This window comes from Arthrobacter globiformis (assembly GCF_030815865.1).
Taxonomy (GTDB): domain Bacteria; phylum Actinomycetota; class Actinomycetes; order Actinomycetales; family Micrococcaceae; genus Arthrobacter; species Arthrobacter globiformis_B.
Genome location: NZ_JAUSXI010000001.1, coordinates 2909294 through 2932632 on the forward strand (window position 1 = coordinate 2909294; position 23339 = coordinate 2932632).

General features: G+C 65.9%; 27 protein-coding genes and 2 pseudogenes. 12 read left to right on the forward strand and 17 right to left on the reverse strand.

Going from position 1 to position 23339, the window contains the following annotated elements; genetic code table 11:
* Window positions 1–48 precede the first annotated feature (48 nt).
* From QFZ33_RS13370 to QFZ33_RS13390, 5 genes are all read left to right on the forward strand, one after another.
* Window positions 49–1050, forward strand: coding sequence for a carbohydrate kinase family protein (locus QFZ33_RS13370; RefSeq protein ID WP_307028166.1), 1002 nt, complete (start codon window positions 49–51; stop codon window positions 1048–1050).
* Window positions 1051–1495: 445 nt separating this feature from the next.
* Entirely contained in the window at window positions 1496–1816 is a 321-nt protein-coding gene (locus tag QFZ33_RS13375) for an ArsR/SmtB family transcription factor (RefSeq protein ID WP_307028167.1), read from the forward strand.
* Window positions 1816–2793, forward strand: a complete 978-nt coding sequence (locus QFZ33_RS13380) for a TIGR03086 family metal-binding protein (RefSeq protein ID WP_307028170.1) — start codon at window positions 1816–1818, stop codon at window positions 2791–2793. The genes QFZ33_RS13375 and QFZ33_RS13380 overlap by 1 nt, the downstream gene beginning before the upstream one ends.
* A gap of 53 nt (window positions 2794–2846) precedes the next feature.
* Window positions 2847–3281 (forward strand): SRPBCC family protein, encoded by a 435-nt coding sequence (locus QFZ33_RS13385; RefSeq protein ID WP_307028171.1) that lies wholly within the window; start codon window positions 2847–2849, stop codon window positions 3279–3281.
* A 37-nt stretch (window positions 3282–3318) separates the two neighbouring features.
* Window positions 3319–3642, forward strand: coding sequence for a hypothetical protein (locus QFZ33_RS13390; RefSeq protein WP_307028175.1), 324 nt, complete (start codon window positions 3319–3321; stop codon window positions 3640–3642).
* A gap of 81 nt (window positions 3643–3723) precedes the next feature.
* Here QFZ33_RS13390 and arfB read toward each other — a convergent pair whose 3' ends face one another.
* From arfB to QFZ33_RS13460, 14 genes are all read right to left on the reverse strand, one after another.
* Window positions 3724–4146, reverse strand: a complete 423-nt coding sequence (arfB, locus tag QFZ33_RS13395; RefSeq protein ID WP_307028177.1) for an alternative ribosome rescue aminoacyl-tRNA hydrolase ArfB — start codon at window positions 4144–4146, stop codon at window positions 3724–3726.
* A gap of 518 nt (window positions 4147–4664) precedes the next feature.
* Entirely contained in the window at window positions 4665–6149 is a 1485-nt protein-coding gene (locus QFZ33_RS13400) for an aldehyde dehydrogenase (NADP(+)) (RefSeq protein WP_307028179.1), read from the reverse strand.
* A 39-nt stretch (window positions 6150–6188) separates the two neighbouring features.
* A complete protein-coding gene (locus tag QFZ33_RS13405) occupies window positions 6189–7652 on the reverse strand; it encodes an FAD-dependent oxidoreductase (RefSeq protein WP_307028181.1) in 1464 nt (487 codons plus the stop codon).
* Window positions 7649–7981 carry a (2Fe-2S)-binding protein gene (locus QFZ33_RS13410; RefSeq protein ID WP_307028182.1) on the reverse strand — a complete coding sequence of 111 codons (333 nt, stop codon included), beginning with the start codon at window positions 7979–7981 and terminating at the stop codon, window positions 7649–7651. Before QFZ33_RS13410 ends, QFZ33_RS13405 begins: the two co-directional genes overlap by 4 nt.
* Window positions 7978–8187 (reverse strand): hypothetical protein, encoded by a 210-nt coding sequence (locus tag QFZ33_RS13415; protein WP_307028184.1) that lies wholly within the window; start codon window positions 8185–8187, stop codon window positions 7978–7980. The genes QFZ33_RS13410 and QFZ33_RS13415 overlap by 4 nt, the downstream gene beginning before the upstream one ends.
* Window positions 8174–9163: an NAD(P)/FAD-dependent oxidoreductase gene (locus QFZ33_RS13420; RefSeq protein ID WP_307028185.1), complete on the reverse strand. Its 990-nt coding sequence runs from the start codon at window positions 9161–9163 to the stop codon at window positions 8174–8176. The genes QFZ33_RS13415 and QFZ33_RS13420 overlap by 14 nt, the downstream gene beginning before the upstream one ends.
* Window positions 9160–9885, reverse strand: a complete 726-nt coding sequence (locus QFZ33_RS13425) for a GntR family transcriptional regulator (protein ID WP_307028188.1) — start codon at window positions 9883–9885, stop codon at window positions 9160–9162. Before QFZ33_RS13425 ends, QFZ33_RS13420 begins: the two co-directional genes overlap by 4 nt.
* Window positions 9882–10838, reverse strand: coding sequence for an ornithine cyclodeaminase family protein (locus tag QFZ33_RS13430; protein ID WP_307028189.1), 957 nt, complete (start codon window positions 10836–10838; stop codon window positions 9882–9884). The genes QFZ33_RS13425 and QFZ33_RS13430 overlap by 4 nt, the downstream gene beginning before the upstream one ends.
* Window positions 10835–11836, reverse strand: a complete 1002-nt coding sequence (locus QFZ33_RS13435) for a proline racemase family protein (protein WP_307028191.1) — start codon at window positions 11834–11836, stop codon at window positions 10835–10837. Before QFZ33_RS13435 ends, QFZ33_RS13430 begins: the two co-directional genes overlap by 4 nt.
* Window positions 11837–11924: 88 nt before the next feature.
* A complete protein-coding gene (locus QFZ33_RS13440) occupies window positions 11925–12830 on the reverse strand; it encodes a dihydrodipicolinate synthase family protein (RefSeq protein ID WP_307028193.1) in 906 nt (301 codons plus the stop codon).
* 155 nt (window positions 12831–12985) lie between these two features.
* The gene (locus QFZ33_RS13445; protein ID WP_307028195.1) at window positions 12986–13858 is read right to left on the reverse strand and encodes a substrate-binding periplasmic protein; all 873 of its coding nucleotides are present in this window, start codon (window positions 13856–13858) and stop codon (window positions 12986–12988) included.
* Window positions 13859–13921: 63 nt separating this feature from the next.
* Window positions 13922–14575, reverse strand: coding sequence for an amino acid ABC transporter permease (locus QFZ33_RS13450; RefSeq protein WP_307028197.1), 654 nt, complete (start codon window positions 14573–14575; stop codon window positions 13922–13924).
* The gene (locus QFZ33_RS13455; protein ID WP_307028199.1) at window positions 14572–15216 is read right to left on the reverse strand and encodes an amino acid ABC transporter permease; all 645 of its coding nucleotides are present in this window, start codon (window positions 15214–15216) and stop codon (window positions 14572–14574) included. Before QFZ33_RS13455 ends, QFZ33_RS13450 begins: the two co-directional genes overlap by 4 nt.
* Before the next feature lies 1 nt (window position 15217).
* Window positions 15218–16003: an amino acid ABC transporter ATP-binding protein gene (locus tag QFZ33_RS13460; RefSeq protein ID WP_307028201.1), complete on the reverse strand. Its 786-nt coding sequence runs from the start codon at window positions 16001–16003 to the stop codon at window positions 15218–15220.
* 282 nt (window positions 16004–16285) lie between these two features.
* Between QFZ33_RS13460 and QFZ33_RS13465 the strand changes: the two genes are divergently transcribed.
* The 7 genes and pseudogenes from QFZ33_RS13465 to QFZ33_RS13495 all read left to right on the forward strand — a co-directional run.
* Window positions 16286–16828 carry a YceI family protein gene (locus tag QFZ33_RS13465; RefSeq protein WP_307028203.1) on the forward strand — a complete coding sequence of 181 codons (543 nt, stop codon included), beginning with the start codon at window positions 16286–16288 and terminating at the stop codon, window positions 16826–16828.
* 37 nt (window positions 16829–16865) lie between these two features.
* Window positions 16866–17837 (forward strand): ring-cleaving dioxygenase, encoded by a 972-nt coding sequence (locus QFZ33_RS13470; RefSeq protein ID WP_307028205.1) that lies wholly within the window; start codon window positions 16866–16868, stop codon window positions 17835–17837.
* An 11-nt stretch (window positions 17838–17848) separates the two neighbouring features.
* Window positions 17849–18484 carry an alpha/beta hydrolase gene (locus QFZ33_RS13475; protein WP_307028206.1) on the forward strand — a complete coding sequence of 212 codons (636 nt, stop codon included), beginning with the start codon at window positions 17849–17851 and terminating at the stop codon, window positions 18482–18484.
* A 167-nt stretch (window positions 18485–18651) separates the two neighbouring features.
* The gene (locus QFZ33_RS13480) at window positions 18652–19173 is read left to right on the forward strand and encodes a carboxymuconolactone decarboxylase family protein (RefSeq protein ID WP_307028208.1); all 522 of its coding nucleotides are present in this window, start codon (window positions 18652–18654) and stop codon (window positions 19171–19173) included.
* On the forward strand, window positions 19170–20183 hold the full coding sequence (locus QFZ33_RS13485; protein ID WP_307028211.1) for a pirin family protein: 1014 nt from the start codon (window positions 19170–19172) through the stop codon (window positions 20181–20183). Before QFZ33_RS13480 ends, QFZ33_RS13485 begins: the two co-directional genes overlap by 4 nt.
* 26 nt (window positions 20184–20209) lie before the next feature.
* Entirely contained in the window at window positions 20210–20560 is a 351-nt protein-coding gene (locus QFZ33_RS13490) for a GNAT family N-acetyltransferase (RefSeq protein WP_307028213.1), read from the forward strand.
* Window positions 20561–20592: 32 nt separating this feature from the next.
* Window positions 20593–20763 (forward strand): annotated as a pseudogene (locus QFZ33_RS13495) (ATP-binding protein); the annotation flags it as partial.
* Between the two features lie 61 nt (window positions 20764–20824).
* Here the strand turns inward: QFZ33_RS13495 and QFZ33_RS13500 are convergent.
* From QFZ33_RS13500 to QFZ33_RS13510, 3 genes and pseudogenes are all read right to left on the reverse strand, one after another.
* On the reverse strand, window positions 20825–21622 hold the full coding sequence (locus QFZ33_RS13500) for a hypothetical protein (RefSeq protein ID WP_307028216.1): 798 nt from the start codon (window positions 21620–21622) through the stop codon (window positions 20825–20827).
* Between the two features lie 168 nt (window positions 21623–21790).
* Window positions 21791–23031 (reverse strand): annotated as a pseudogene (locus tag QFZ33_RS13505) (NAD(P)/FAD-dependent oxidoreductase).
* A gap of 43 nt (window positions 23032–23074) precedes the next feature.
* Entirely contained in the window at window positions 23075–23299 is a 225-nt protein-coding gene (locus QFZ33_RS13510; RefSeq protein WP_307028219.1) for a hypothetical protein, read from the reverse strand.
* Between the last annotated feature and the right edge of the window lie 40 nt (window positions 23300–23339).

Below are 23339 nucleotides of genomic sequence, written 5' to 3' on the forward strand. Positions count from 1 at the left end.
CGCAGCCATCAGCAGCCACGTACAGCCCCGACCTGCAAGGAAGCAGCCATGCCATCACACGAGAACGGTCCCGAATCAGAGCTCTCTGACGACGCTTTGGTCAGCGTCATCGGCGAGTCACTCGTTGACATCATCGATGACCCGAGCCGGGGAACCCCCGCGCCCGAGACGCACCCCGGCGGCAGCCCCCTGAACGTAGCCGTCGGCTGTGCCCGCCTGGACCTGCGGACCAAACTCGTCACCGACTTTGCAGAGGACCCCTACGGCCAGTTGATCGCCGAGCATCTGGAGAACAACGGTGTCAGTGCCATTGTCGGCGGCTCCCTGCCGACCTCAACAGCCGTGGCTACCCTGGACGACACTGGAGCCGCGCAATACACCTTTTCCATTGGCTGGGACATTAACGGAGCTTCCATCCCGGCCCTGGCAGCGGTGGAGAGCTCGCTCCATGTCCACACCGGATCCATCGCGACTGTCCTGCCTCCGGGGAACAAGACCGTCCTGGGACTGCTCGAGGCGGCACGGCATCATGCCACAATCAGCTTTGACCCCAACTGCCGGCCGGCCATCAGCCCGGACACGGCCGCAGCCCGGGAGCAGGCCGAAGAGTTTGTTGCCGCGAGCGACATCGTCAAAGCCAGCGACGAGGACCTCCGCTGGCTCTACCCCGAGAGGACGCCGGAGGAGTCGATGGCGGCCTGGCTGGAGCTCGGACCATCGGTGGTGGCCCTGACCCGCGGCGCCCAAGGCCCAGTAATCCTGACCCGGCACGGACGCGTGGAAATGCCGGGGGAGTCCATCACAGTGGCAGACACCGTCGGGGCGGGGGACTCCTTCATGGCCGGCCTGATTTCCGGGCTCGCCCAGATGGACGCACTGGGGGCCGCCGCGAGGCCACGCCTGCAGGACCTCACCCCGGATCAACTGCACGCCCTGGCCGCATACGCGAACCGGGCAGCCGCAGTGACCTGTTCAAGGCCGGGCGCCAACCCGCCCACCTCGACAGAGCTGGGTTCCTTGACCGGATCCTTCGCTGCGTCGGAAGGCTAGCCAATGCATGAAGTCAAGCGAAACTGACGGCGGGCATTGTCCACTTCGGAGTCGGCGGATTCCACCGGCCCATCAGGCCCTGTACTTCGATCGGCTTATGAATGGCGGGCTGGCCCATGACTGGGCCAGCTCTGGGGTCGGTGTCCTGAAACGGACGTGCTTTCCCTGTTCAGGGGCTTGTTGGCCTCTGAGTGTTCACATATTGAGTTGTGAGGGGCTCCTTCGGGGGCCTTTTTTATTGGTGGCCGGTGCTGTTGCCGGCTGCCTCCTTCCTTGCCTGGATCCACGGCATGTCCTTTGGTGCCTGGTCATGGACGCCGTTGGCTTGGGCGACATGATCTGAGACGAACGAATCGGGTAGGAGTTTCTTCTCTGCGTGTCGTTGGTCTGACACCCGGACCCTGGGCTCTTGCCTAATGCGTTAGTGAAGACTAACGTATTTGTTGTGCCTGATCTTCTGGAAGTCGCAACGGAGCCGAACAGGCGGGCGCTGCTCCGGCTCCTGGCGGAAGGCGAGAAGACGGTCACCGAGCTGTCCGGGCACTTCCCCGTCAGCCGGTCGGCTGTATCCCAGCATCTGCTGCTTCTTTCGGAAGTGGGGCTCGTGACGGCCAGGAAAGACGGCCGGAACAGGTACTACCGCCTGGACGGTGCCGGCATGGTCCGGCTGCGTGAACAATTCGAAGCGTTTTGGACAACTGAACTGGACCTGTTGGTGGCCGACGCCGGCCGGCTGGGCCCACAACCATCGCAAGGGAATTTCTGATGACTTTCAACAAGACCGTGTTCCTACCGGTAGATCCGGACGCCGCCTTCGCCCTCATCACCGAGCCGGAACGGCTCCGGCGCTGGAAGACCGTGGCGGCGCGGGTGGATCTCCGGGTGGGCGGCGACTACCGGTGGACCATCACCCCGGGCCACTCGGCGATGGGAAGTTTCACCGAAATCGAGCCCGGCAAGCGGATCGTTTACACCTGGGGCTGGGAGGGCGACGCCGGCCTGCCGCCTGGGGCGTCCACCGTGACGGTGAACCTGGAAGCAGTCGACGGCGGAACTACCGTCCAACTGATCCACGAGGGGCTGAACGAGCAGCAGGAGGCGAGCCACGCCGAAGGCTGGAACCACTTCCTTGAGCGCCTCGTCCTGCTGGCCGCCAACGGAGATGCGGGCCCTGATGAGTGGGCTGCAGTTCCGGACCCGATGAACGAGCTCACCAGCGCCGAAGCGGCCCTGGCTGTTGCCCAGCGCGTCCTCCGAGGGCTCAACGAGTCCCACCTGGCCTTGCCGACGCCCTGCGCAGACTTCACGGTGGCCGCCCTCCTGGACCACCTCTTCGGATCCATCGCGTCCATCGGCAAGTCTCTCGGCGTGACGGTTGCCGATCAGCCGGGGGGCAGCGCGGAGGTCCGGATCGCGGACGCAGCGCAGGCCACGCTGGAGGCATTCCGGGCCAACGGAACTGAAGGAACCCTGGACATGGGCTTCGCCGAACTGCCCGCCACCTTGGTTGCCAACATCCTGAATCTCGAACTGGTCGTCCACGCCTGGGACTTTGCCACGGCCACGGGGCAGGAACTCACCGTTGCCCCGGCGCTCTCGGACTATGTGCTGGGCCTTGCCCGGAACACCATCAGCCCGCAGATGCGCGGCAAGAGCTTTGCGGCGGAAACGCTGGTGGATGAATCGTCGGCCAGCATGGAACGCCTGGTCGCCTTCACCGGCCGGCAGGTTGCCGGGATCTGAAAACGCAGACGGATATAAGAAGCCGCCGACGGATATGAAGGGAGGGGACGCGCATGGTTGATGTAGCGACGGAGATCGAGATCCGCCGCCCGCGCGACGTCGTGTCCGCCTATGCGGGAAATCCGGACAACGCGCCGGACTGGTACTCGAACATTAAGGGCGTCAACTGGGAAACGGCTCCGCCGTTGGTCCAGGGGTCCAAGGTGGCGTTCAGGGCGCAGTTCATGGGCAAAGCGCTGGACTACGTCTATGAATTTACCGAACTTGATCCGGGCAGGAAGCTGGTCATGCGCACCGCGCAAGGGCCCTTCCCGATGCAGACAACGTACACCTGGGCCGACGCCGGCAACGGATCCACGCATATGACGCTGCGCAACACCGGAACGCCGGCGGGTTTCTCCGCCGTCGCCAGCCTGGTCATTGCTCCCATGATGCGCCGTGCCATGCGCAAGGACCTCACGAAACTCAAGGCGCTCCTCGAAGCCTGAGCCAACCCACCGAAAAAACGCACAGAAAGGAATCGCCATGAGCAAGTTCATGTACCTCTACAAGGGGCCCGCCCGGCCGATGGACCAGTTCACGCCGGAGCAGTCCGCCGAACAGATGGCCGTGTGGCGTGCCTGGATGGAGAAGCTGGGCCCGGCGATGGTCGACTTCGGCACCCCGTTCGCCGCGCGGACCGCAGTGGCCGACGACGGATTGGCAGCTGATGCTTCGGACCTGAACGGCTACTCGATCGTCGAAGCCGAAAACCTCGATGGCGCGAAGGCGCTCACGGACGGGCACCCGTACCTGTCCGAAGCCAGTGGCAAGTTCACGCTTGAGATCTTCGAGCTCGCCGACATGTAGATGTGGGCGTTCCCCGCTGGCCGGCGGCGCCACCGGCCAGCTCCGGAAACCTAAAGCTGCACGGTGAGAACGTCACCCTTGCTACTCGGCGGACGGTCGTTGTCGTTGCCGTTTCGTGGCCGCCCGTTGTTCCTTTGCGGCGAGGCGCCGACGGTTGGAGCCGCGGGTGGGTTTGGTCGCCCGGCGGGGAACCGTTTCGGGAGCGAGACCCTCTGCCAGGAGGTCGGCCAGCTTGGCGAGGGCGATCTCGCGATTGCGTAGCTGGGAGCGCCTCTCGGAGGCAGTTACGGTGATCACCCCGGCGATGATTCGTCGGCCGAGACGCGTGAGCAGCATCAGCCGTTGGCCATCGGAAAGGGCCGTAGAGTCGCTGATATTCCAGGAGAGCTCGACGCGGCTGTCCGTGGTGTTGACGTGTTGACCGCCTGGGCCGGATGAACGCGAGAACCGCCAGCCGAGTTCCGACGTGGGAATCGTGAGCGCGGGCGACACCTCCAGATCCATGTAACCAGCCTTGCACAATATGGCGCGATCGAAGCCCTCATGCCCTCGCGCGGACCAAAACCATTTACTGATAGGCACTTAGCGTTACAACGAATGTCCGCTGAACGGGAGGTGTCATGTGCACTGATCCACGGTGCTTGCGACAATCTCCCCGGGGCCGATATCGCTCCATAATGACGATGCCGCCGGTCACAGCAAGGGTGGTCTCTGCCCTGCCTTGGAAAACCCTGCCTTTCCATAGAGTTCTGTGCCCAAACGGCAACGCTCGTCTTCGCGCGGATTCTCAGGCAGTCGACGACGAGCTTCGGACTAGGTCTCGTCAGGCGCTCCAACATAGGCGCCGAATCCGGGAACGTGTATTCCGCCGGCGAGAATCCACCAGTAGGAGTCGCTGGCATCCAAGCGTTCGCTCACGATCCGCTGCCCGGGATCTCTTTGGGGAACATGCCGGCCAGCCTGGCCTGATGGCCGTCCTCCGCGCCGGGTAACAGCCTGCAACCACTGAACTACAACCATGGCTACGCCTCCCGCCGGCCGTCCACCAGCCGGGGAACTCCGAGGGGATTGTCCCCGCGCAGTGCCTCCGGCAGGAGGTGCTGGGGGAAGCCCTGGTACGCGACCGGCCGCAGGAAGCGCTCGATCGCGGCGGTTCCAACGGAGGTGCTTCCGGCCGCTGTGGTTGCCGGGTACGGTCCGCCATGCTGCTGCGCGTGGGTCACCGAGACACCTGTCGGCCACTGGTTCCAGACCACCCGTCCCGCCTTGCGGGCCAGGACCTCCACAAGTTCGGCCACCTGGCAGGAATCAGTTCCATGAACGGTCGCGGTCAGTTGACCCTCGAAGGTCTCGGCGAGCTCGGCGAGTTGGGACTCGTCGTCGTAGGTAACCACTACGGCGGCGGGTCCGAAGCATTCGGTCTGGAGGGCGTGCGGCTCCGAGAGCATGTCCGCCGCCGTCGTGAGGAGCAGCGTCGGAGCCGGCGGATCGGCCAGCGGGCCTGCGCCCTGCGCCAGCACCGTGAGGCGCGGATTTGACTGCAGGTTCGTCAGGACATCGGCGTAGCCGGACTGGATCCGTTCATTGAGCAGGGGCGCGGCCGGCGGCAGGGCGGCCTCTCGCAGGGCCTCCACCATGCCGGATGCAGCCGGAACGAAGAGCGTCCCGGGCTTGGTGCAGAATTGTCCGGCCCCCATGGTGAAGGAGCTCACGAACCCCTGGGCGATCTCCGCACCACGCTCGCTGGCTGCACCCTCGGTGACGAAGGCAGGGTTGTTGCTGCCCAGTTCCCCGAAGAAGGGGATGGGGTCCGGCCGGGAATTCGCTATGTCGAACAGTGCGCGGCCGCCCGGGATGGACCCGGTGAAAGCGCCGGCCTTGACCCGCGGGTCGCGCAGTGCTGCGGCTCCCGCGGAGGTCCCGGCGATGAGTGCGAACGTGCCGTCGGGAGCCCCGGCCTGGTGGAGCGCGGAGGTCACCACCTCGGCCGTGAGCCGGGACAACCCGGGGTGGCCGGAGTGGGCCTTGAGCAGTACCGGGCTGCCTGCGGCCAGCGCCGAGGCGGTGTCGCCGCCGGCAACGGAGAACGCGAAGGGAAAGTTGCTGGCCGCGAACACCACCACGGGTCCCACCGGCACGCGAACTCGCCGCAGGTCCGGTCGCGGCGCGCCCATGGACCAGTCGGCGTCGGCATGGTCGATGCGAGCGGCAAGGTAGCCGCCGTCGCGCAATTCCTCCCCGAAGAGCCGGAGCTGGAAGGTGGTGCGCTTGAGCTCTCCCCGCAGCCGCGCCTCGGGCAGGTGGGTCTCCCGTTCGGCTACGGGAATGAGCTGGCCGGCGGCAGCATCCAAGGCGTCGGCAACGGCGTCGAGCAGTACGGCGCGCTCGGCGGGACGGAATGCGGCGAGCGGCGCCGCCGCCGTTTGAGCTGCTGCCAGCAGGTTTTCCAGCTCGGCGTCGGTGGTGGGCTGGAGTACGACGGCGGAGGCCGGGGCGATCGTGGTCATGGCAGTCTCCTTTCGGGAGGCAGGGTCAGGCGGGGAAGGTCAGTTGTCCGTGGTTTGGAGGGCGGCGAGTTCGCCGATCCCCACAGGTGCAGCCAGAGGCCGTTTTGCGGCGCCGGACAGGCTCTCAATGGTGGGAGCAGCGCCCGGGCCAGCGCCCAGGCAGGCGGCCGCGAAACCACAGACGCGGCCCTGGCACCAGCCCATTCCTGCACGAGTGAAGGATTTGAGGGTGCGGGCGTCGCGGGCTCCCAGGCTGTCCCGGGCCCCGGTGATCTCGCCGGCCGTGACCTCTTCGCAGCGGCACACGGTGGTCCCGGGAGCGAGCCAGTCCTGCCAGGCGGCGGGCACGGGGTGGGCGCGGTGCATAGCCTCGGCGAAGCGCCGGTGCCGCGCCGTGGTACGCAAGCCCTGCAACTTCGCGGCGGGTTCCGGAGCGGCTGCTGCGGATGCACCGGCAGTGTGGCCCTCAAGGACCGCCAGCGTAGCGCCTCCGACGCCGGTGACCTCCCCGGCAAGGAACAGGCCGGGGACGCTGGACTCTTGGCGCTCGGTGACGACGCCGACCAGGGAGCCGTCCGCGTCCACGCGGGTTTCGACTCCGAGGGCCAAGGGCAACTCCATCTGGGGTGTGAAGCCCCAGCCGAAGCCGACGACATCCACGTCCCGGTAAACGCGCTCCGTGCCGGGCCGGACCCGGCTGTCTGCGTCCACCTTGGCTGTGCGCGCGCCGGAGGTGCGGCCGGTTCCCAGCACTTCCGTGACGATGGTCCTGATGCGGTACGGGATCCGGTGCCGGGCGAACACGGCCGCGTACTCCACACCCTCAACGGCCTTGCCGGGCACACCCGCGGCTGGCTTGAGGTACGGCAGCCAGGCCTTGGGGGAGGACGATTCCAGCACCGCGAGGACCTCGCCGCCGGCTTCGGCAATGCCCGCCGCCACCGGCAAAAGGAACGGACCCGTGCCGGCGATGACGAAGCGCTTCCCCGGCAGGGCACCGTTGCCCTTGATGAACGCCTGGATTCCGCCGGCGGCCATCACGCCGGGCAGGTCCCAGCCGGGAACCGGCAGCTGGCGGTCGTAGCCGCCGGGGCACAAAACGAGGCGTCGGGCGACGACGGTGCTGCCGCCGTCGGCCTTCCCGGATGTGAGGCCGGCGGTCACGGTGGGCGTGGTGCGGACAACGAATCCGGCGTCGGCCTTTTCCGCCATCCAGACCTGCTGGCCGGGCATGTACGTGATCCGGCCCGTGTGGCGGGCGGCGTCGAATCGGGCACGGAGGTCCCGGTAGGTCCGCCAGCCATGGTGGCCCATGCCCTCGGGGTTGGGCTCCACGGTTTCGGGGCGGTGCCGCCAGAACTGGCCGCCGGGCTGGGGGCCGGCATCCACAACCACGACGCCGGCTCCGGCCTCGGCTGCCGAAACGGCCGCTGCCAGCCCTGCCGGCCCCGCACCCACCACGGCAACGTCCGCTTCAACGATGCCCGGAACGGTGGCACTCATTCCCGGCCCCCTTCGGATCCGGCCAATGGATGCACATTGGGCTCGCAGGAACCCTTGATTTCCATGCCCTCGCGGACTTCCACCAGGCAAGCGCGCTGATTAGGTACGCCGTCCACCGCGACAAGACAGTCGAAGCAAACCCCGATGCCGCAGAACAGCCCGCGGGGACGTGCATGCTTGCGCGTATCGCGCCAGGCGGTGATGCCGTTGGTGACCAGCGCCGAGCCAACGCTTTGGCCCGCAGATGTCCTGAGCGGACGGCCGTCAAAGGTGACGGTTACTTCGCCCGGCTCGCCGGGCAGGTTATCTCCTGATGTGTAGGCGTTCATGCTGTGGCCTCCTCTCGGTGTGTTGTGCTGTTAGGGGCTTGTTCGCCGTACCGGGCCGGGGCAAACGGGGCCAGGTCAAGATCCGGCGACTGGCCGGCCAGGGCCTGTGCCAGGAGCTTGCCCGTTCCTGCGGAAAGGCCAATGCCGGCACCCTCGTGGCCGGCCGCATGCCACAGGCCGGGGGCCCGGTCGTCATGTCCTATCACCGGGAGGTGATCCGGGGCAGTAGGGCCGGAAGCCGTGGTAGTGGCGGATGGCCTTGACGTGTTCCAGGAAGGGAAAGAGCGCCACGGAGTTACCCGCCAGAAGCCGGAGCGCTTCGGTACTTACGGTGCGGTCGAAGCCGACGCGTTCGCGGGTAGAACCGATGAGGATGGTGCCGCTGGGGGTTCCTTCGACCACCGGGGAGGCCTGGAGTCCGGCGTCCGAACTGCCCACATTGTCGATGTATTCGGCCGCATAGACCTTGTGGTGAACCATGGGCGGCAGCGGCTCGGTGACCATTACGAAGCCGCGTCGGGGGAGGACCGGTACGCTCACCCTGGCCAGGGCGGCGAGTTGGCCTGCCCACGTCCCGGTGCAGTTGACCACGGCGCCGGCGGAGAAGTCGCCGCGCGGTGTCCGGACGCCTGTGACGCGGTCTCCGCTCCTGAGGAAGCCGCTGACGGGCGTATCCGCAAGGAAATGTGCGCCGGCGTCGGTCGCCAGCCGGACCAGATGCGCGGCGACCAGCATGGGCTGCACCTGGCAGTCCTCGGGGTAGAACGCTCCGCCCAGGGCGTCCGGCGTGATGTGCGGTTCGGCTTTCCGCAGCTCAGCCGGGTCCAGCCTGTCCACAAGAACGCCGTAGTTGGACTGGGAAGCCATCACCCGGTTGAGCGAGGCCAGGCTGCTTTCGCGGGAGGCCACGATGATGCCGCCCTTGGACTCGAATTCCCAGAGCCGCTTGTGTTCGGCCAGGTCGCCATGCCACACGTCTAGGGAGTAGCGGGTCAGCTCAAGCTCGGGGCCGAGTTCTTTATCCGAGACGAGGATGTTTCCTTCGCAGGCCGATGACGTGCCGCTGGCGGGAAACCCCTTGTCCAGGACGGTCACGGTGAGGCCCTGTTGGGTTGCGAAATAGGCAGTGGCGGCCCCGATTACGCCTGCGCCGATGACAAGCACATCGCTCGCTGCGTTCATGTCTGCTTCTCCTGGGCTGTCTCGGTCTCCCCGGTGGCCCAAAGGCCACGGGCGTGGCTGATGTGTTGGCGCATCAGTTCAGTCGCGGCGGCTCCGTCTCCGGCCTCGATGAGGTCCAGCAGGCCGTGGTGTTCCTGCGCGGAATCAGCCAGGCGGTTGCTCTCGCTCAGGATTTTGAGGCCGTACAGGCGGGTTCGGGACCGAAGGCTGGTGGCCAATTCAACAAGCTGGCCGTTGCCGGCATACCGCAGAAGCTCCGCGTGGAAGACGCGGTCCGCGGAAAGGTAGGCAGTGAGGTCGCCCTGCCGCGCAGCATCCACAATGTCGTCGGCCATGGACCGCAGGACCTTGACTCCGGATGGTGGAACACTGCCGGCAACGTCACCAACAACGGGAGGCTCCAGAAGCAGACGGATCTCAGTGAGCTCGTCCAGTTCCCGGTCGCTCATGGTGGTGATGCGGAAACCTTTGTTCTTGACGGTCTCCACCAGGCCTTCACGCGTCAGGTCCATCATTGCCTCGCGCACCGGTGTGGCTGAGACGCCAAAGGCAGCGGCAAGGGCCGGTGCGGAATAGAGGGTGCCCTCCTCCAACGTGCCGGCGATGATCGCTGTTCGCAAGGACTCCGTCACTGACTCGCGCAGGCTGTGCTGGCGGCCGAGCGGGGCGATCGGGAGCTGGCTATTGGTTGGCACGGTGAGCACTCCTTGTACGGGATTCATGATCGAGTGCCTCCTTCATACACCAGGCCGGCGATCACGAGGTCTTCCCATGCCATCCCCACCCCCGAGTACAGGCAGGGCTTTTCCGCCGAGCGCACGAATTCGCCTTTCACCAGATCGCGGAGGTTGGCGGGACGGATCGCTTCCCACTCCTCTGCAGACCGTGCAGGTATGAGGTCCCCGGCTTCGCGCAGCGCCGATGCCCGTCCTTCGACCACGACGTCGCTGTGCCGCACAAGGTTGGCGTCGACTTCCCGGGCATCCAGGCCGTGCTGGCCCACCGCTGCCACTACCGCACAGGGGGCAACCAGGCCGCCGTCGAACAGCGGCGTACGGGAGGAGGTTGCGCAGATCACCACATCAGCCTCGGCGACCTCGGCAGGGGTGCCATGACGGACGTCCAGACCCTCGGCAGCCAACTGCCCGATCAGCGCCGTCACCCGCTCCGGGCGCCGGCCGACGACGGCGAGGCTCGCCTCCGGGAGCACGGCGTGCGTGGCGCGAAGGTGGTTGAGCGCCTGCACTCCGGCGCCGAACACGAGTACCCGGGTCGGGCCGGGGTGACGGGGAGCGGCGGTGCGGGGCGTCGAGGCAAGGATGTGCTTGATGGCCAGCAGCGTAGTGGCCGGTGTCCGGATGGCCGTGAGTTCGTTACCGTCCATCGTGGCCAAGGGGGTTGAGGTGTCCGAATCGAAGAGAACATAGACCCCCTGGATCTTTTCCAGCCCCCGTGCCGGGTTGGCCGGGGCCACGGTGAGCGCCTTGATCCCGCTGTACTGCCGGTTCGTTGCAGGCATGAGCAGGAATTCGCCGTTTGGCGCGGGGCTGAATAACCTCGGGCTGTCGTCCTCTGGGTCAACCACTGTCAGGAGCGCCTGCTCCAGGGCCTGGATGGCCGATGTCCAAGGAGCAGCTGTGCGGACAGCCGTCGAATCAAAGTAGGGAATGTTCACAGCAGGAACCCCGCAGGAAAGGGATCGGTGGGATCGAGGAAATACTGTGCGGTGCCGGTCAGCCAGGCCCGTCCTGTGACGGTGGGGATCACCGCTGGACGGCCGGCCACTTCCGTCTCCTCGACCAGGCGGCCGATGAAACGCGAACCTATGTAGGACTCGTTGACGAAGTCCGTGCCCAGGGCCAGCTCGCCTCGGCCGTGCAACTGGGCCATCCGCGCGCTCGTGCCTGTGCCGCAAGGGGAGCGGTCGAACCATCCCGGGTGAATGGCCATCGCGTGGCGGGAATGCTGGGCTGTGGAGCCCGGCGCCTTGAGGTACACGTGATGGCAGCCGCGAATGTCGTCCCGCTCCGGGTGGACCGGTTCGTCCATGGCGTTGATCGCGTCCATGATCGCCAATCCGGCCTTGAGCAGGTCCTCCTTGCGCCCGCGCTCGAACGGCAAATCCAGGCTGTCCAGGTCCACGATCGCGTAGAAGTTTCCGCCGAACGCCAGGTCGTAGGACACAGGACCGAACCCGGGCACTTCGACCTTGGCGTCGAGCCGGTCCACGAACGAGGGAACGTTGCGGATGGTCACGGACTCGGCGTGCCCGTCCTTAACTGCCACCTCGGCGATCACCAAGCCGGCAGGAGTGTCGAGCCGTACGGTAGTCACCGGCTCGACAACCTCCACCATGCCGGTCTCCACGAGGACCGTTGCGACGCCGATGGTGCCGTGGCCGCACATCGGCAGCAGGCCGGAAACCTCGATGTACAGCACGCCGAAGTCCGCGTCCGGACGCGTGGATGGCTGGAGGATGGCCCCGCTCATCGACGCGTGGCCGCGCGGCTCGGTCATAAGGAGGGTACGGATCCAGTCGCTGTTCTCCATGAACCAGAGGCGGCGCTCAGCCATGGTGGCACCGGGGATCGTCCCGATGCCGCCGGTGATGACGCGCGTGGGCATGCCTTCAGTGTGCGAGTCCACGGCGTGGAAAATGCGGCTGGTTCTCATGGAGTACTCCCTCTTTGTTCCATCTCTTGCTCCGTAACTGCCCCTTTGGAGACCCAAGGGGCAGTTACGGAACCGGTGACCTGGTTGGTTATTTGTAGCCCTTGGCCAGGGCTGCTTCGGTGTCACGGATGACGGCGTCGCGCACGGCCGGGGTGAGCGGACCGCGCGGCGGGCGGCAGGCGCCGCCGCGGAGGCCCACGACGTCCATGGACAGCTTGATGGCCTGGACGAACTCCGTCTTGCTGTCCCAGCGGAGCAGCGAGTGCAGGTCACGGTAGATTTCGCGGGCCCGCTCGAGGTCTGCGACATCGCCGGAGGTGGAGAGCCGGTAGAGCTCGAGGGTGGCTTCCGGAATGGCGTTCGGGTAGCCCGCCACCCAGCCCACGGCACCTGCCAGGCCCATTTCGACGACGGTATCGTCGGTGCCGATCAGGAGGTCCACTTCGGGAGCGAGTTCCTTGATCTCGTAGGCGCGGCGGACATCGCCGGTGAACTCCTTGACGCCGACAATCAGGCCTTCGCCGTGCAGCCGGGCGATCAGCTGCGGGGTCAGGTCCACCTTGGTGTCGATCGGGTTGTTGTACGCCACGATGGGCAGCCCGACGTCGGCAGCGAGGCCGTAGTGCTCCACCACCTCTTCATCTGTGGCCCGGTAGGAGTTCGGGGGGAGCAGCATCAGGGCGCCGGCGCCGGCTTCGGCGGCCTGTTCCGACCATTTGCGGGTCTGCAGGCCGCCGTATGCGCCCACGCCGGCCATGACGGTGAAGCCTTCAGGGGCGGCTTCGACAGCCGTGGTGATGACCCGGGCGCGTTCTTCTTCGCTCAGGGTCTGGTACTCACCCAGGGAACCGTTCGGGGCTACGCCGTGGCAGCCTGCGTTTGCCAGGAAGCGGACGTGCTCGGCATAGGCGTCGTAGTCCACGCTCAAGTCGTCATTGAACGGCAGGGAGGTAGCGACGAGCACTCCGTGCCACGGCTTACGGGTTTCGGTCATGATGGATGATCCTCTCGGTTGGCACGCTTGGCGCGTGTGCTGCGGCCGTGACGTACCTCACGGCCAAACTTACCATGTGACATTGCACAGGTTGGTAAAAAATTGGTGATGGATTCTGCTCAGATGAGGTTCCGATGGGATCGGGGGCACGGGGGCTAGCTGGCCGGAACCACGTACTGTTCGGCGGCGACCTTGCCAAGCCCCTCGGACAGGCCGGCGTCGGTCAGTAGCTTCGCGATCGTTCCGTCTTCGCGCTGGGCGGCAATTCCGGCGTCGAGCGCTTCCTTAAGGCTTGTGTTGCCCTTGGTGATCGGGAAGGCAGCCTCGGGGGCATTCTTGATGGCGCCGACGCGCGGATCCGGCTTTTCGTTGGAAAGGGCCACGGTCACACCCTGGGCGTCCTTGAACTGGAGCACCTGCACGCCATAGGCGTCGACGTCCGCATCGAGGCGGCCGGCGTCGAAATCGGCCTTCAGCTCCACGCTGCTGGGGTAAGTTACCAGGCGGTCGCCCAGGATCTTCTTGAGGTCCTCCACCCACAGGTAGCCGTCAATGGTGCCCACCTTGTTCATCTTCTCCAGGTCGGTCACCGTCGTGGCTCCGGATTTGGAAACGATGCCCATGCCGTCCAAGTATGTGGAGGCGGAGAAATCAACAGCCTTGAGCCGCTTCTCGGTGGCGTCGATCGTGCCGAGGGCGAGGTCGATGTTTCCGCCCGAGATGGACTGGACGGCGTCGGCATAGGTGGCCTGCTGGTACGCCGGGGTCAGGCACTCATCCTTGGCGATCTTGTTGACGATCTGGATGTCGATGCCTGTCGGGGTGCCAGAGCCGTAGCTGCTGAACGGCGGGATGTCGATGACTCCGATGGTGAGCTTGCCCGGGGCGACGGTCTGGATGTCGGCGTGCTTGGGGGTGCACCCTGAATTGCCTGCCTCCGAGGCGCCTCCGCAGGCAGAGAGGCTGAGGCCCAGTGTGAGTGCGCTCGCGGTCAGGAGTCCGGCTGTCTTGATGCGATTGTTGATCATGATTGCTCCCGTGGTGGTTGGGTGGGGGACTGATGGGACGTTGAAGATGGTGCGGGAAAACGTTCAGGCGTGGCGGGCCAGGCGTTTTTCGAAGAAGACGGTGATCCAGGTGGCAGGCATTGAGATGGCGGCGTAGCAAAGACCAGCGAGGGCGAAGATCTGCAGGTAATTGAAGTCCTGGCTGCCGATGTTGTAGGCGGACTTCATCAGCTCGGGGACCGCGATGGCGTAGGCCAGGGACGTTCCTTGGAACATCTGAATGGCAACACCCATGAGCCCGGGAATTGCCGAACGCATGCCTTGGGGCATGATGATTCGCCAGAAGGTGTGCCGCTGGGCGAGCCCCAAGGCGCTGGAAGCCTCGAGCTGTCCGCGGCCCACGGACTGGATGCCGGCCCGCATGATCTCGGACGAGTAGGCGGCCGAGTTCCAGATCAGCGCCAGGCACGCGGCGGTGATGCTTTCGAAGGCGATGCCGAACTTCGGCAGGCCGTAGTAGAAGAGGTAGAGGATCACCAGGGCCGGTGCCCCCCGGCCGATTTCGACGACGGCAAGCGCCAGGGTGCGGACGGCCAGGTTCCTTGCGCTCACCATGACGCTGAGGACCAGGCCCAGCGGGTAGCCGGCGACGATTGATACTCCTGCGATCAGAAGGCTGACGCCAAGGCCGGACATCATCTGCGGCAGGTATGCCGCCCATTCGGTAAGCCAGGTCATGCGTACACAGCCTTCCTCATGCGGGAATCGAGTCTGCGGGATAGGTACGCAACCGGCAGGCTGAGCACGATATAGAGAATGCCCACCAGGATGTAGGGCAGGATCCCCTCGACGGTGGGGTGCTGCCGGGCGAAGGACTGGGACTGGAAGACCATCTCGGCAACGATGATCGTGGAGGCGATCGAGGAGTCTTTGAGCAGGCCGGTCAGGTAGGTGGCGATGGACGGCGATACTATCCGGAAGGCCTGGGGAACCATCACGCCGTAGAATGTGGTTCCGCGGGTCAGGCCCAGTGCGTGGGCAGCTTCGCCCTGTCCACGCGGAACTGCCTGGAGTCCGCCCCGATAGATTTCGGCGAGATAGGCCGTGGAAACCACACCCAGTCCGACTATCGCTGCGGCAACGGGGTTGAACTTAAAGGTTCCGATCTGGATGCCGAACTTGAGCAGGAACAGCCAAACGATGATCGGCACACCCCGGACCAGGTCGACGAAGAGCCGTGACGCCAGCCGGATAAGCATGTTCGACGACGACAGGCCTACGGCCAGTGGGACGGCGCCTACTACGCCGATGGCGAATGCCGACAGGGTCAGCACGATGGTCATGGGCAAGCCTTGGAGTACTGCTGAAAGGGCGTCCATGTCAGCGCTCCAGCACAGCTCGCAAGAAGCGGCGGGTCCGGGCCTCCTGTGGGTCGCTCATGATGGCGCCCGGGTCACCCTGTTCGATGATCTTGCAATCGGCCATGACCACGAGCGTGTCGGAAACGTCCCGGGCGAACTGCATCTCATGCGTGACCACAATCATCGTCATTCCATCGGCCGCCAGTTCGCGCATGACGGCGAGGACCTCGAGCCCCACTTCAGGGTCCAACGCGGAGGTCGGCTCATCGAACAGCATGATGCTCGGATCAAGTGCCAGGGCGCGGGCGATGGCGATGCGTTGTTGCTGGCCGCCGGAGCACCTTCCCGGGTGTTGGTTCGCCTTCTCCTTGAGGCCGACCCGTTCCAGCAGCTCCATGGAGCGCGCGTCGGCCTCGTCCTTGGTGCGCCCCAGTACTTTCTGTTGCGGGAAGCTGATGTTTTTCATGGCAGACATGTGGGGGAAAAGATTGAAGGACTGGAACACCATGCCCACGGTGCTGCGCAGGGCGGCAAGGTCCTTGTTGTTGACCAACTTGCCCGGTTCGATCGTGTGGCCGGCAACCTGGATGGTGCCGGAATCGGGACGCTCCAAGAGGTTGATGCACCTCAGGAACGTGCTCTTGCCGGCACCCGAGGGGCCGATAAGTGCTGTGACTGTACCCGGCTCGACGTGCAGGGACACGTCGTCGAGGACGGTGTGGTCGCCGTAGCGCTTGGAGATGTTGTCTAACTTGATGCCCGTACGGGGCGCGAGCTTGCCGTCTGCAATTTCTGAAAGGGTCATAGCGATCTTCCATGTGGGGACCATAAGGCCATCAGTCGATGTGGGCCGTGTCACGTGATATGTGCAATGGTACATGTCACATCACGACAGGGGAAGGGTTGATTTCAACAGGGCTTTCGAACGGGACAGGAGTTAATTGCTGGAGGATACGTCCCCCGCTGGATCCACGCCGACGTCTTCTGGCAGTGCCGCAGTTGACACTTCAATAAAAGTAGATCAAGATAGATGCATATGCATGTATCGGCAGGGACCTTCCCGCCGCCGTATCTCTAGGAGGAAAAAATGTCTGTTGAACTCACCCCCGGTACTTGGAACCTTGACCTGGCCCACACCGAAATCGGCTTCGTCGTCCGCCACGCCGGCATCAGCAAGGTCCGCGGCCAGTTCACCGAGGCCGACGCCACCCTGGTGATCGGTGATGGCGTGGACTCGTCCTCGGTCAACGCCACCATCAACACCGCGTCCTTCGACTCCAACGACGACAACCGGGATGCACACGTGAAGAGCCCGGACTTCTTCGACGTCGAGCAGTTCCCCCGGATGACCTTCCGGTCCGCCGGAGCCAGGGGTTCGGCGGAGCAGTTCAAGCTCGCCGGGGAACTCACCATCAAGGACACCACCCTCCCGGTGGAGTTCGACGTCGAATTCGGCGGCGCTGCCGTGGACCCGTTCGGCGCCACCCGTGCAGGCTTCTCGGCCACGACAGTCATCTCCCGCAAGCAGTTCGGCATCACCTGGAACGCCGCCCTGGAAGCCGGCGGCGTCCTCGTCGGCGACAAGGTCACCATCGCCGTAGACGCCGCCTTCGTGCTCTCCGACAACTAAAAGCCGGAACCCCACCAACCGACCCGGAGGAAACATCGTGACCGCACACACGTCCGGTCTGCACCACGTCACGGCGATCGCCGGGGACCCGCAGGCCAACATTGACTTCTACATCAAGGGCCTCGGGCTCCGGCTGGTAAAGAAGACCGTCAACTTCGATGCCCCTTCCGCGTACCACCTGTATTACGGTGACGAGGCGGGGCGGCCCGGTTCGCTGATGACGTTCTTCCCGTGGGGGAAGGTGGCACCGGGCCGGACCGGCTCCGGACAGTCCACCACCACCGCGTTCTCAGTCCCCGCAGGGACCCTGGGCTGGTGGCAGAACCACTTCAACGCCCTCGGCGTGAACTCCACCATCGCCCGCGTCTCCCCGGACGAGGAGCGGCTCTCTCTCCGGGACCCCGACGGCCTGCGGCTGGACCTGGTGGCCTCCTCCACCACCGACCCGCGTAATCCGTGGGACTCCGCCTCGGTTCCGGCCGAATACGCGGTCCGCGGCCAGCACTCCTCTGTGCTCACCGTCGCCGACCCGGAACGCACCCTGCGCGTACTGACCGAGGACCTGGGCCTGCGCATCACCGGCGAGACCGCCGGCCGGACCCGCCTCGAGGCCGGAGCTGGCGGCGCCGGTAACATCGTCGACGTCGTCGCCGACCCGAAGGGGCCGTCCGGACTAGTCGCCGGCGGCACGGTGCACCACATCGCCTTCCGGGTACCGGACACCGCCACCCAGGATCTCTGGCGCCAGGACCTGGCCGAACGCGGCTACGGCGTGACCGAGATCCTGGACCGGCAGTACTTCACCTCCATCTACTTCCGCGAGCCCGGCGGAGTCCTGTTCGAAATCGCCACGGACACCCCCGGCTTCGACATCGACGAACCACTGCTGGAACTCGGCCGCTCCCTGAAGCTTCCGCCATGGATGGAACCCTCTCGCGAAGCGATCGAGGGCTCAGTGGCCCGCATCCAGCTCCCGGGCGAGAACAACCCCGCCCTGGCCGCAAGCTAGGAAACCCGGAGATGACCACAGGCAACGCCGAGGTGACGGCCTGGCCGCACCTTTACACACCCGGCCGTAAGGGTGCCCCCGTGCTGCTCATGCTGCACGGGACCGGCAGCAACGAACACGATATCGCCTCCCTTGCCGGCGCTCTGGACCCGCAGGCAGGGGTCCTCGCTCCCAGGGGCCGGGTGCAGGAGCACGGCATGCTGCGCTGGTTCCGCCGGCACGCTGAAGGAGTCTTTGACGTCGATGACGTCATTGACCGCTCCTGGGAACTGGCCGGCTTCATCGACGCCGCCCGGAACCACTACAGCCTCGGCGACCGGAAAGTGGTCGCGGTGGGATTCTCCAACGGCGCCAACATCGCCCTCGCCACGGCCATGCTGCACCCCGAAGTCCTGGACCGGGTCATCGCTTTCTCTGGCATGTATCCGCTGGGGGAGCGCCCCGGTGCAGCCGCCCTGCCGGGCAGCCGCATCCTTGCCCTCAATGGCGATACGGACCCGATGGCCCCGCTGGCCAGTGTTACGAAGCTCATGGCCGAACTCAACCGCCAAGGAGCAACAGTGGAGCAGGTACAGCGCCCGGGCGGGCACGGCATCGAACCCAACGACCTGGACGCCGCCCGGAACTGGCTGGCCCGCCACGGATAGGGCCGTTGCACCGCAAGGTGCATTGTTGAAAGGATCATCCTGGTCCCGCCCGGTCATGAACCAGCGACCGGCGGAACCAGGCCGTGGCGCCGGTTACCGGCGCGAAGCCAATGAAGCGGCGCCATTGAAGCGGCGCCATTGAAGCGGTGCCCTAATTGAGGAGTGTCATGGCCGGTGCGTTTTTCCTGGACAAATCGGATCCGGGCAGCTGGCGGGCCCTGAACGGGCTGGCCCTGAAAGTCGCCGCGGCGGCCGAAGCCGCGGGCCTGGGCCGGGCCGTCGTGGAACTGCTCAACGTCCGGGTTTCCCAGCTGAACGGGTGCGCGTACTGCCTGGACCTCCACGACCGGCTCGCCCGGGAAGCCGGGGTCAGCGCGCAGCAGCTGGCCGTGCTGCCCGCCTGGTGCGAGACGGACGTCTTCGACAAGACCGAACGCGCCGCCCTCGCTGTCGGGGAGGCCGCCACCGCCCTGCACGACGATGGGAAATCCTTCGCCGAACTCGCCGCAGCCCGAGCAGTGCTGACCGAGGCGCAGTACTCGGCGCTGCAGTGGTGTGCGATTGCGATGAACGCCTTCAACCGTGTCTCCATCCTCAGCGGCCACCCAGTCCGCCCCCGGACCGCAGCCGGCACCACCGGTGACCGGACAGAGGCCGCGTCCCAGACACCGGCCGGGGTCATGCCATGAGCAACCTCGAGACGGTCCCCGAAGAGATCATCTGCACCGAGGGCGCCGGTACGGACGAGGTTGAGTTCCTGGCCCCGCGGGAAGTTCCGCTCGGAGGCCCGCGCGCCATGCCCGTGCGGCGCACCCTTCCCCAGAAGCAGCGCAGCCTCATCGGCGCCTGGTGCTTCCTGGACCACTACGGCCCGGACCTCGTCCCGGAATCGGGGGGCATGCGGGTCCCGCGCCACCCCCACACCGGCCTGGCCACAGTGAGCTGGCTGTTCACCGGCAAGATCGCCCACCGCGACTCCGCCGGTTACGAGGCAATCGTCCGCCCCGGAGAGGTCAACCTCATGATCGCCGGGCGGGGGATCTCGCACCAGGAGTTCTCCACGCCTGACACCGGCATCCTGCACGGGGCCCAGCTCTGGTACGCCCTGCCCGACGCCGCCAGGAACATGGCCCCAACCTTCGAGCACTACGCCCCCAAACCCGTCCGCGGCGACGGCACCGAACTGCGGGTATTTCTGGGCTGCCTGGCCGGATCGTCCTCGCCGGTCGCCACCTATACACCGCCGCTGCTGGGTGCCGAGGCGGTGCTCAGGGCCGGTGCCCGGCTCGAACTGGACCTGGACCCGGCCTTCGAACACGGAATCCTGCTCGACACCGGCGACATTTCCCTCGACGGCACCTCCATGGCCGTGGACCACCTCCATTACCTGCGCACCGGCCGGTCCAGGGTCGTCCTGGAGGCCGGGCAGACCCCGGCCCGCGTGCTGATCCTCGGTGGAGAGCCGCTGGGTGAACAGATCGTGATGTGGTGGAACTTCGTCGGCCGCACCCACGAGGAGGTGGTCGCTTACCGTGCCGCCTGGCAGGCGGAGATTGGCGCCGAACCGGCAGATCCTCCTGCCGGCAACACCTACCAGGACCGCGCCCCGTATCCCCGCTTCGGGCCCTACCCGGAAGGGTATCCGGCGCCGCTGCCGGCCCCGGCCCTGCCCAACGCCCAGTTGCGCCCCCGCGGCTGACCAACAACCCACCCAGGAGACCTACCATGGAAATGCAAGCGACCATCACCGTCCGGCACACGCCGGAGCGCCGCCGCTACGAGCTCCTCGACGGCGACGCCGTCATCGGCAAGGCCCACTACCTGCCCCACGAAAGCAGTAAAGGACCTGAACGGATTTTCTACCACACCACCGTCAGCGAGGACTACGCCGGGCAGGGCCTCGCCGCCCGCCTCGTCCAGGGGGCGCTGGACGATACCCTCGCGACCGGAATCGCGGTCGTCCCCGTCTGCCCCTACGTGAAGGTTTGGCTGCGCAAGCACCCGGACTACCAGCCGCGCATGACCGGTGTTCACCGCGAACACCTGACCGCCGTCGAACACGCCGGCCAACAGTAACAACACCCCCCGCCCGTGGACCGCGGGCCGGGCGGGTAGAGAAAGCATCCGTGGCTATCGCAACCAACGAGTCCTTTTCAGGTTGGACAAAACCCTTCCCTGACCCGCGCTTGTTCGCCGCGAGCGTGGACCGGCTGACCTTTGAAGGAACCAGCATCCGAACCGGCACCGGCTCTTACCGGCGCGCCCAAACGGTGGCCTAGCCAACCGCGGGGAGGGCCCGGACGGGAAGAGCACGAACTCGCGACTAGCACGAAGGTTGGATCAGGCCTTGGCGAGCGGTAGCACCAGCATGTAGCCGGCCGGCAGATCGCTGCTCCAGCGTCGCGGCTCGCGGACGACGAACTGCGTCGCCAACTGCTTGGGGGTGAGCAGGGTGTTGGGCGCGGGGGACGGTCCCCACCGCTCGTCGCCGTACGGGTAGAGCGGATCTTGGACGCGGATGCCGGTGACCGAGAACTCCGGGAACTGGTCGGGATCGCCGAGTGACGCGAAGCCGCTCATCACCCACACGTGGCGACCGCGCCACATGACCAGCCCGACCGGCCGGTCCGTATCTGCGATGGCGCGCGCCGCAGTCTGCAGCGCTTCCTCATAGTCGGCGATGCTGACGACGGCGTACGACCCCATCCCGACCTCGTTCAGCACCTTCGCCCAACCCAAGGGGTTGGCGCCGTTGAACGAGTTGGACGACCGCGCCCGGGCCATCTCCCACAGCTCGCGCTGCTGAACGCGATCCGCCCACATGCCGGCCCCCTTGTCGTCGATGAGGTTGTGCATGATCTGGATGCTCGCAGCCACACACCATTCAAAGGTGTACTGGGGAACGAAGTCCCCCTCCTGGTAGAGGTTGAGGGCGAACGCCTTGGGCCTCGGGGTCGGCGTGGGGGACTGGGTCCGGTGAGGAGCGGGGATGTCATCGCGTGCGGCTGGCGGGGCCGAGGAGGTCTGGACCGGTCGTTCGGTGGCGGCCTCATCGAGTCTGACAGCGGGCGCGCAGGCCGAAACGAGGGTGGCTAGGCTGACGAACCAGGCCAGAAGACGGAGCTTGGCACCCATCATGATCAACCCAGTTTATCGCCACACGGCAGGAAAGCGTCGAGCAGGGGATGGCACAAATGCGCATCAAGGACGCCAGAGACCTGTGCTGGAAGAACTCCCGTTTGGCAGCGGCGATCATCTTCGTCCTCGGACACGAGAACTGCGGCGCCGTCACGGCCGCGGAAGAGGCTAGTCGGGCCTTCCGACAACAACGTGTGACGGGCTGTGAGTGACGTACCCCGTAAGCCAGGAGGAGAGTGCGCGGACCTTCTGCTGCGTGCCGGGCAGTAAGGCGAGGTGAACCCCGAGCCAGGATAGGAACGCCAGTGGTCCTTGGAGTTGGATGCGTTTGCGGCCCAGTTCGGCGACTGCTGCGCCGCGGCCGACCATGGCCATGTAACCCTTGTCCCAATAGGCGAAAGGCTGCCGGGTGCCGCCGGTAAGGTCAGCATGGATGTTCTTGGCGGCCCATTTCCCGGACTGTTCAGCAACAGAGCCGAGCTGGGGCAGTTTGGCGCCGGTGGCGTCGGTGATGTTGGCGGAGTCACCCAGGACATAGACGCCTTCGGTGCCGGGCACGGTCAGGTCCGGCAGCACGTCGATGCGTCCGCCTTTCCCCTGCGGCAGCCCGGATTCGGCGATGATTTTTCCGGCTTTCAGGCCCCCGGCCCACACGACGATCTGCGCGGGAATGATAGTCCCGTCCCCAGCGTCACGCCGTCGGGCCGGACTTCGGTAACGCCCTGGCCCATGTGCAGCTGAACCCCAAGCTTTGTCAGCCGGTCCCGCGCGTACGCCTGCGACTTGGCAGAGAAGGGCATGAGCACGTTCGGAACCATATCCACAAGATGGATGCGGCACCGGGCTGCCAGCCCGGGCGAAAAATACTTGGGCACCAGGTACTTGACGTTCTCGGCGAGGGCGCCGGCTGTCTCCACGCCGGTGGGGCCGCCGCCGACTACGACCACCTCTGCGCGGCCGGCCTTCGCACGGTCCGCCTGGTCCAGGGCCGCAGTGAGGGCAGTGCTCAGGCGCGTGGCGTCGGCCACTGAGTACAGGGGATAGGCGAGTTCTTCGGCGCCGGGAGTGTCGAAGAAGTTCGGTACTGCGCCCGCGGCAATTACCAGGATCTTCGCCTGGTAGCGGGATCCGTCGACTGTGGTGACGGTACGGGTGGCGGAATCAATCGCCGTCACCTCCGCAGTGAGGACCCGGACACTTTCGCTGCTGCGGAACACGGACCGCAGCGGCCGGGCCACTGCGGACACGCCGATCTGCGAAGCAGCAACCTGGTAGAGGAGGGGCTGGAACTGGTGGTAATTGTTCGCGTCAATAAGGAGGACCCGGATGCCTTTGCGCCCAAGCTGCTCAGCTGCTGTCATGCCGGCAAATCCGCCGCCGACCACGATCACCTGGTATGTATCGTCCATTCGTGCAACATACCCTGCCAGGCAACGCTGCAACAGGGCACGGTTAGTGCAAAATAGCGCTAATCTCGGCCCGGACCAGCCGCTCGGCCAGTTCGCCAAGGTCCAGGTTCAGGACGGCTTTGAGGGCGCGTGCCATGTTAGGGGCAGCGGCAAGGAATTCGGCCAGGGCCGGATCGGATTCCAGCTCCCGTCCAAGCTTTTCCCTGACGTCATCGGCGCTCCAGTGGCTGTCGGTGTGCTGACTGGTGAGTACAGTCTTGGCGTTCATGGCCGCCCTGCCCTTCGTTCGCCCCGTGCATTGGCTCTGC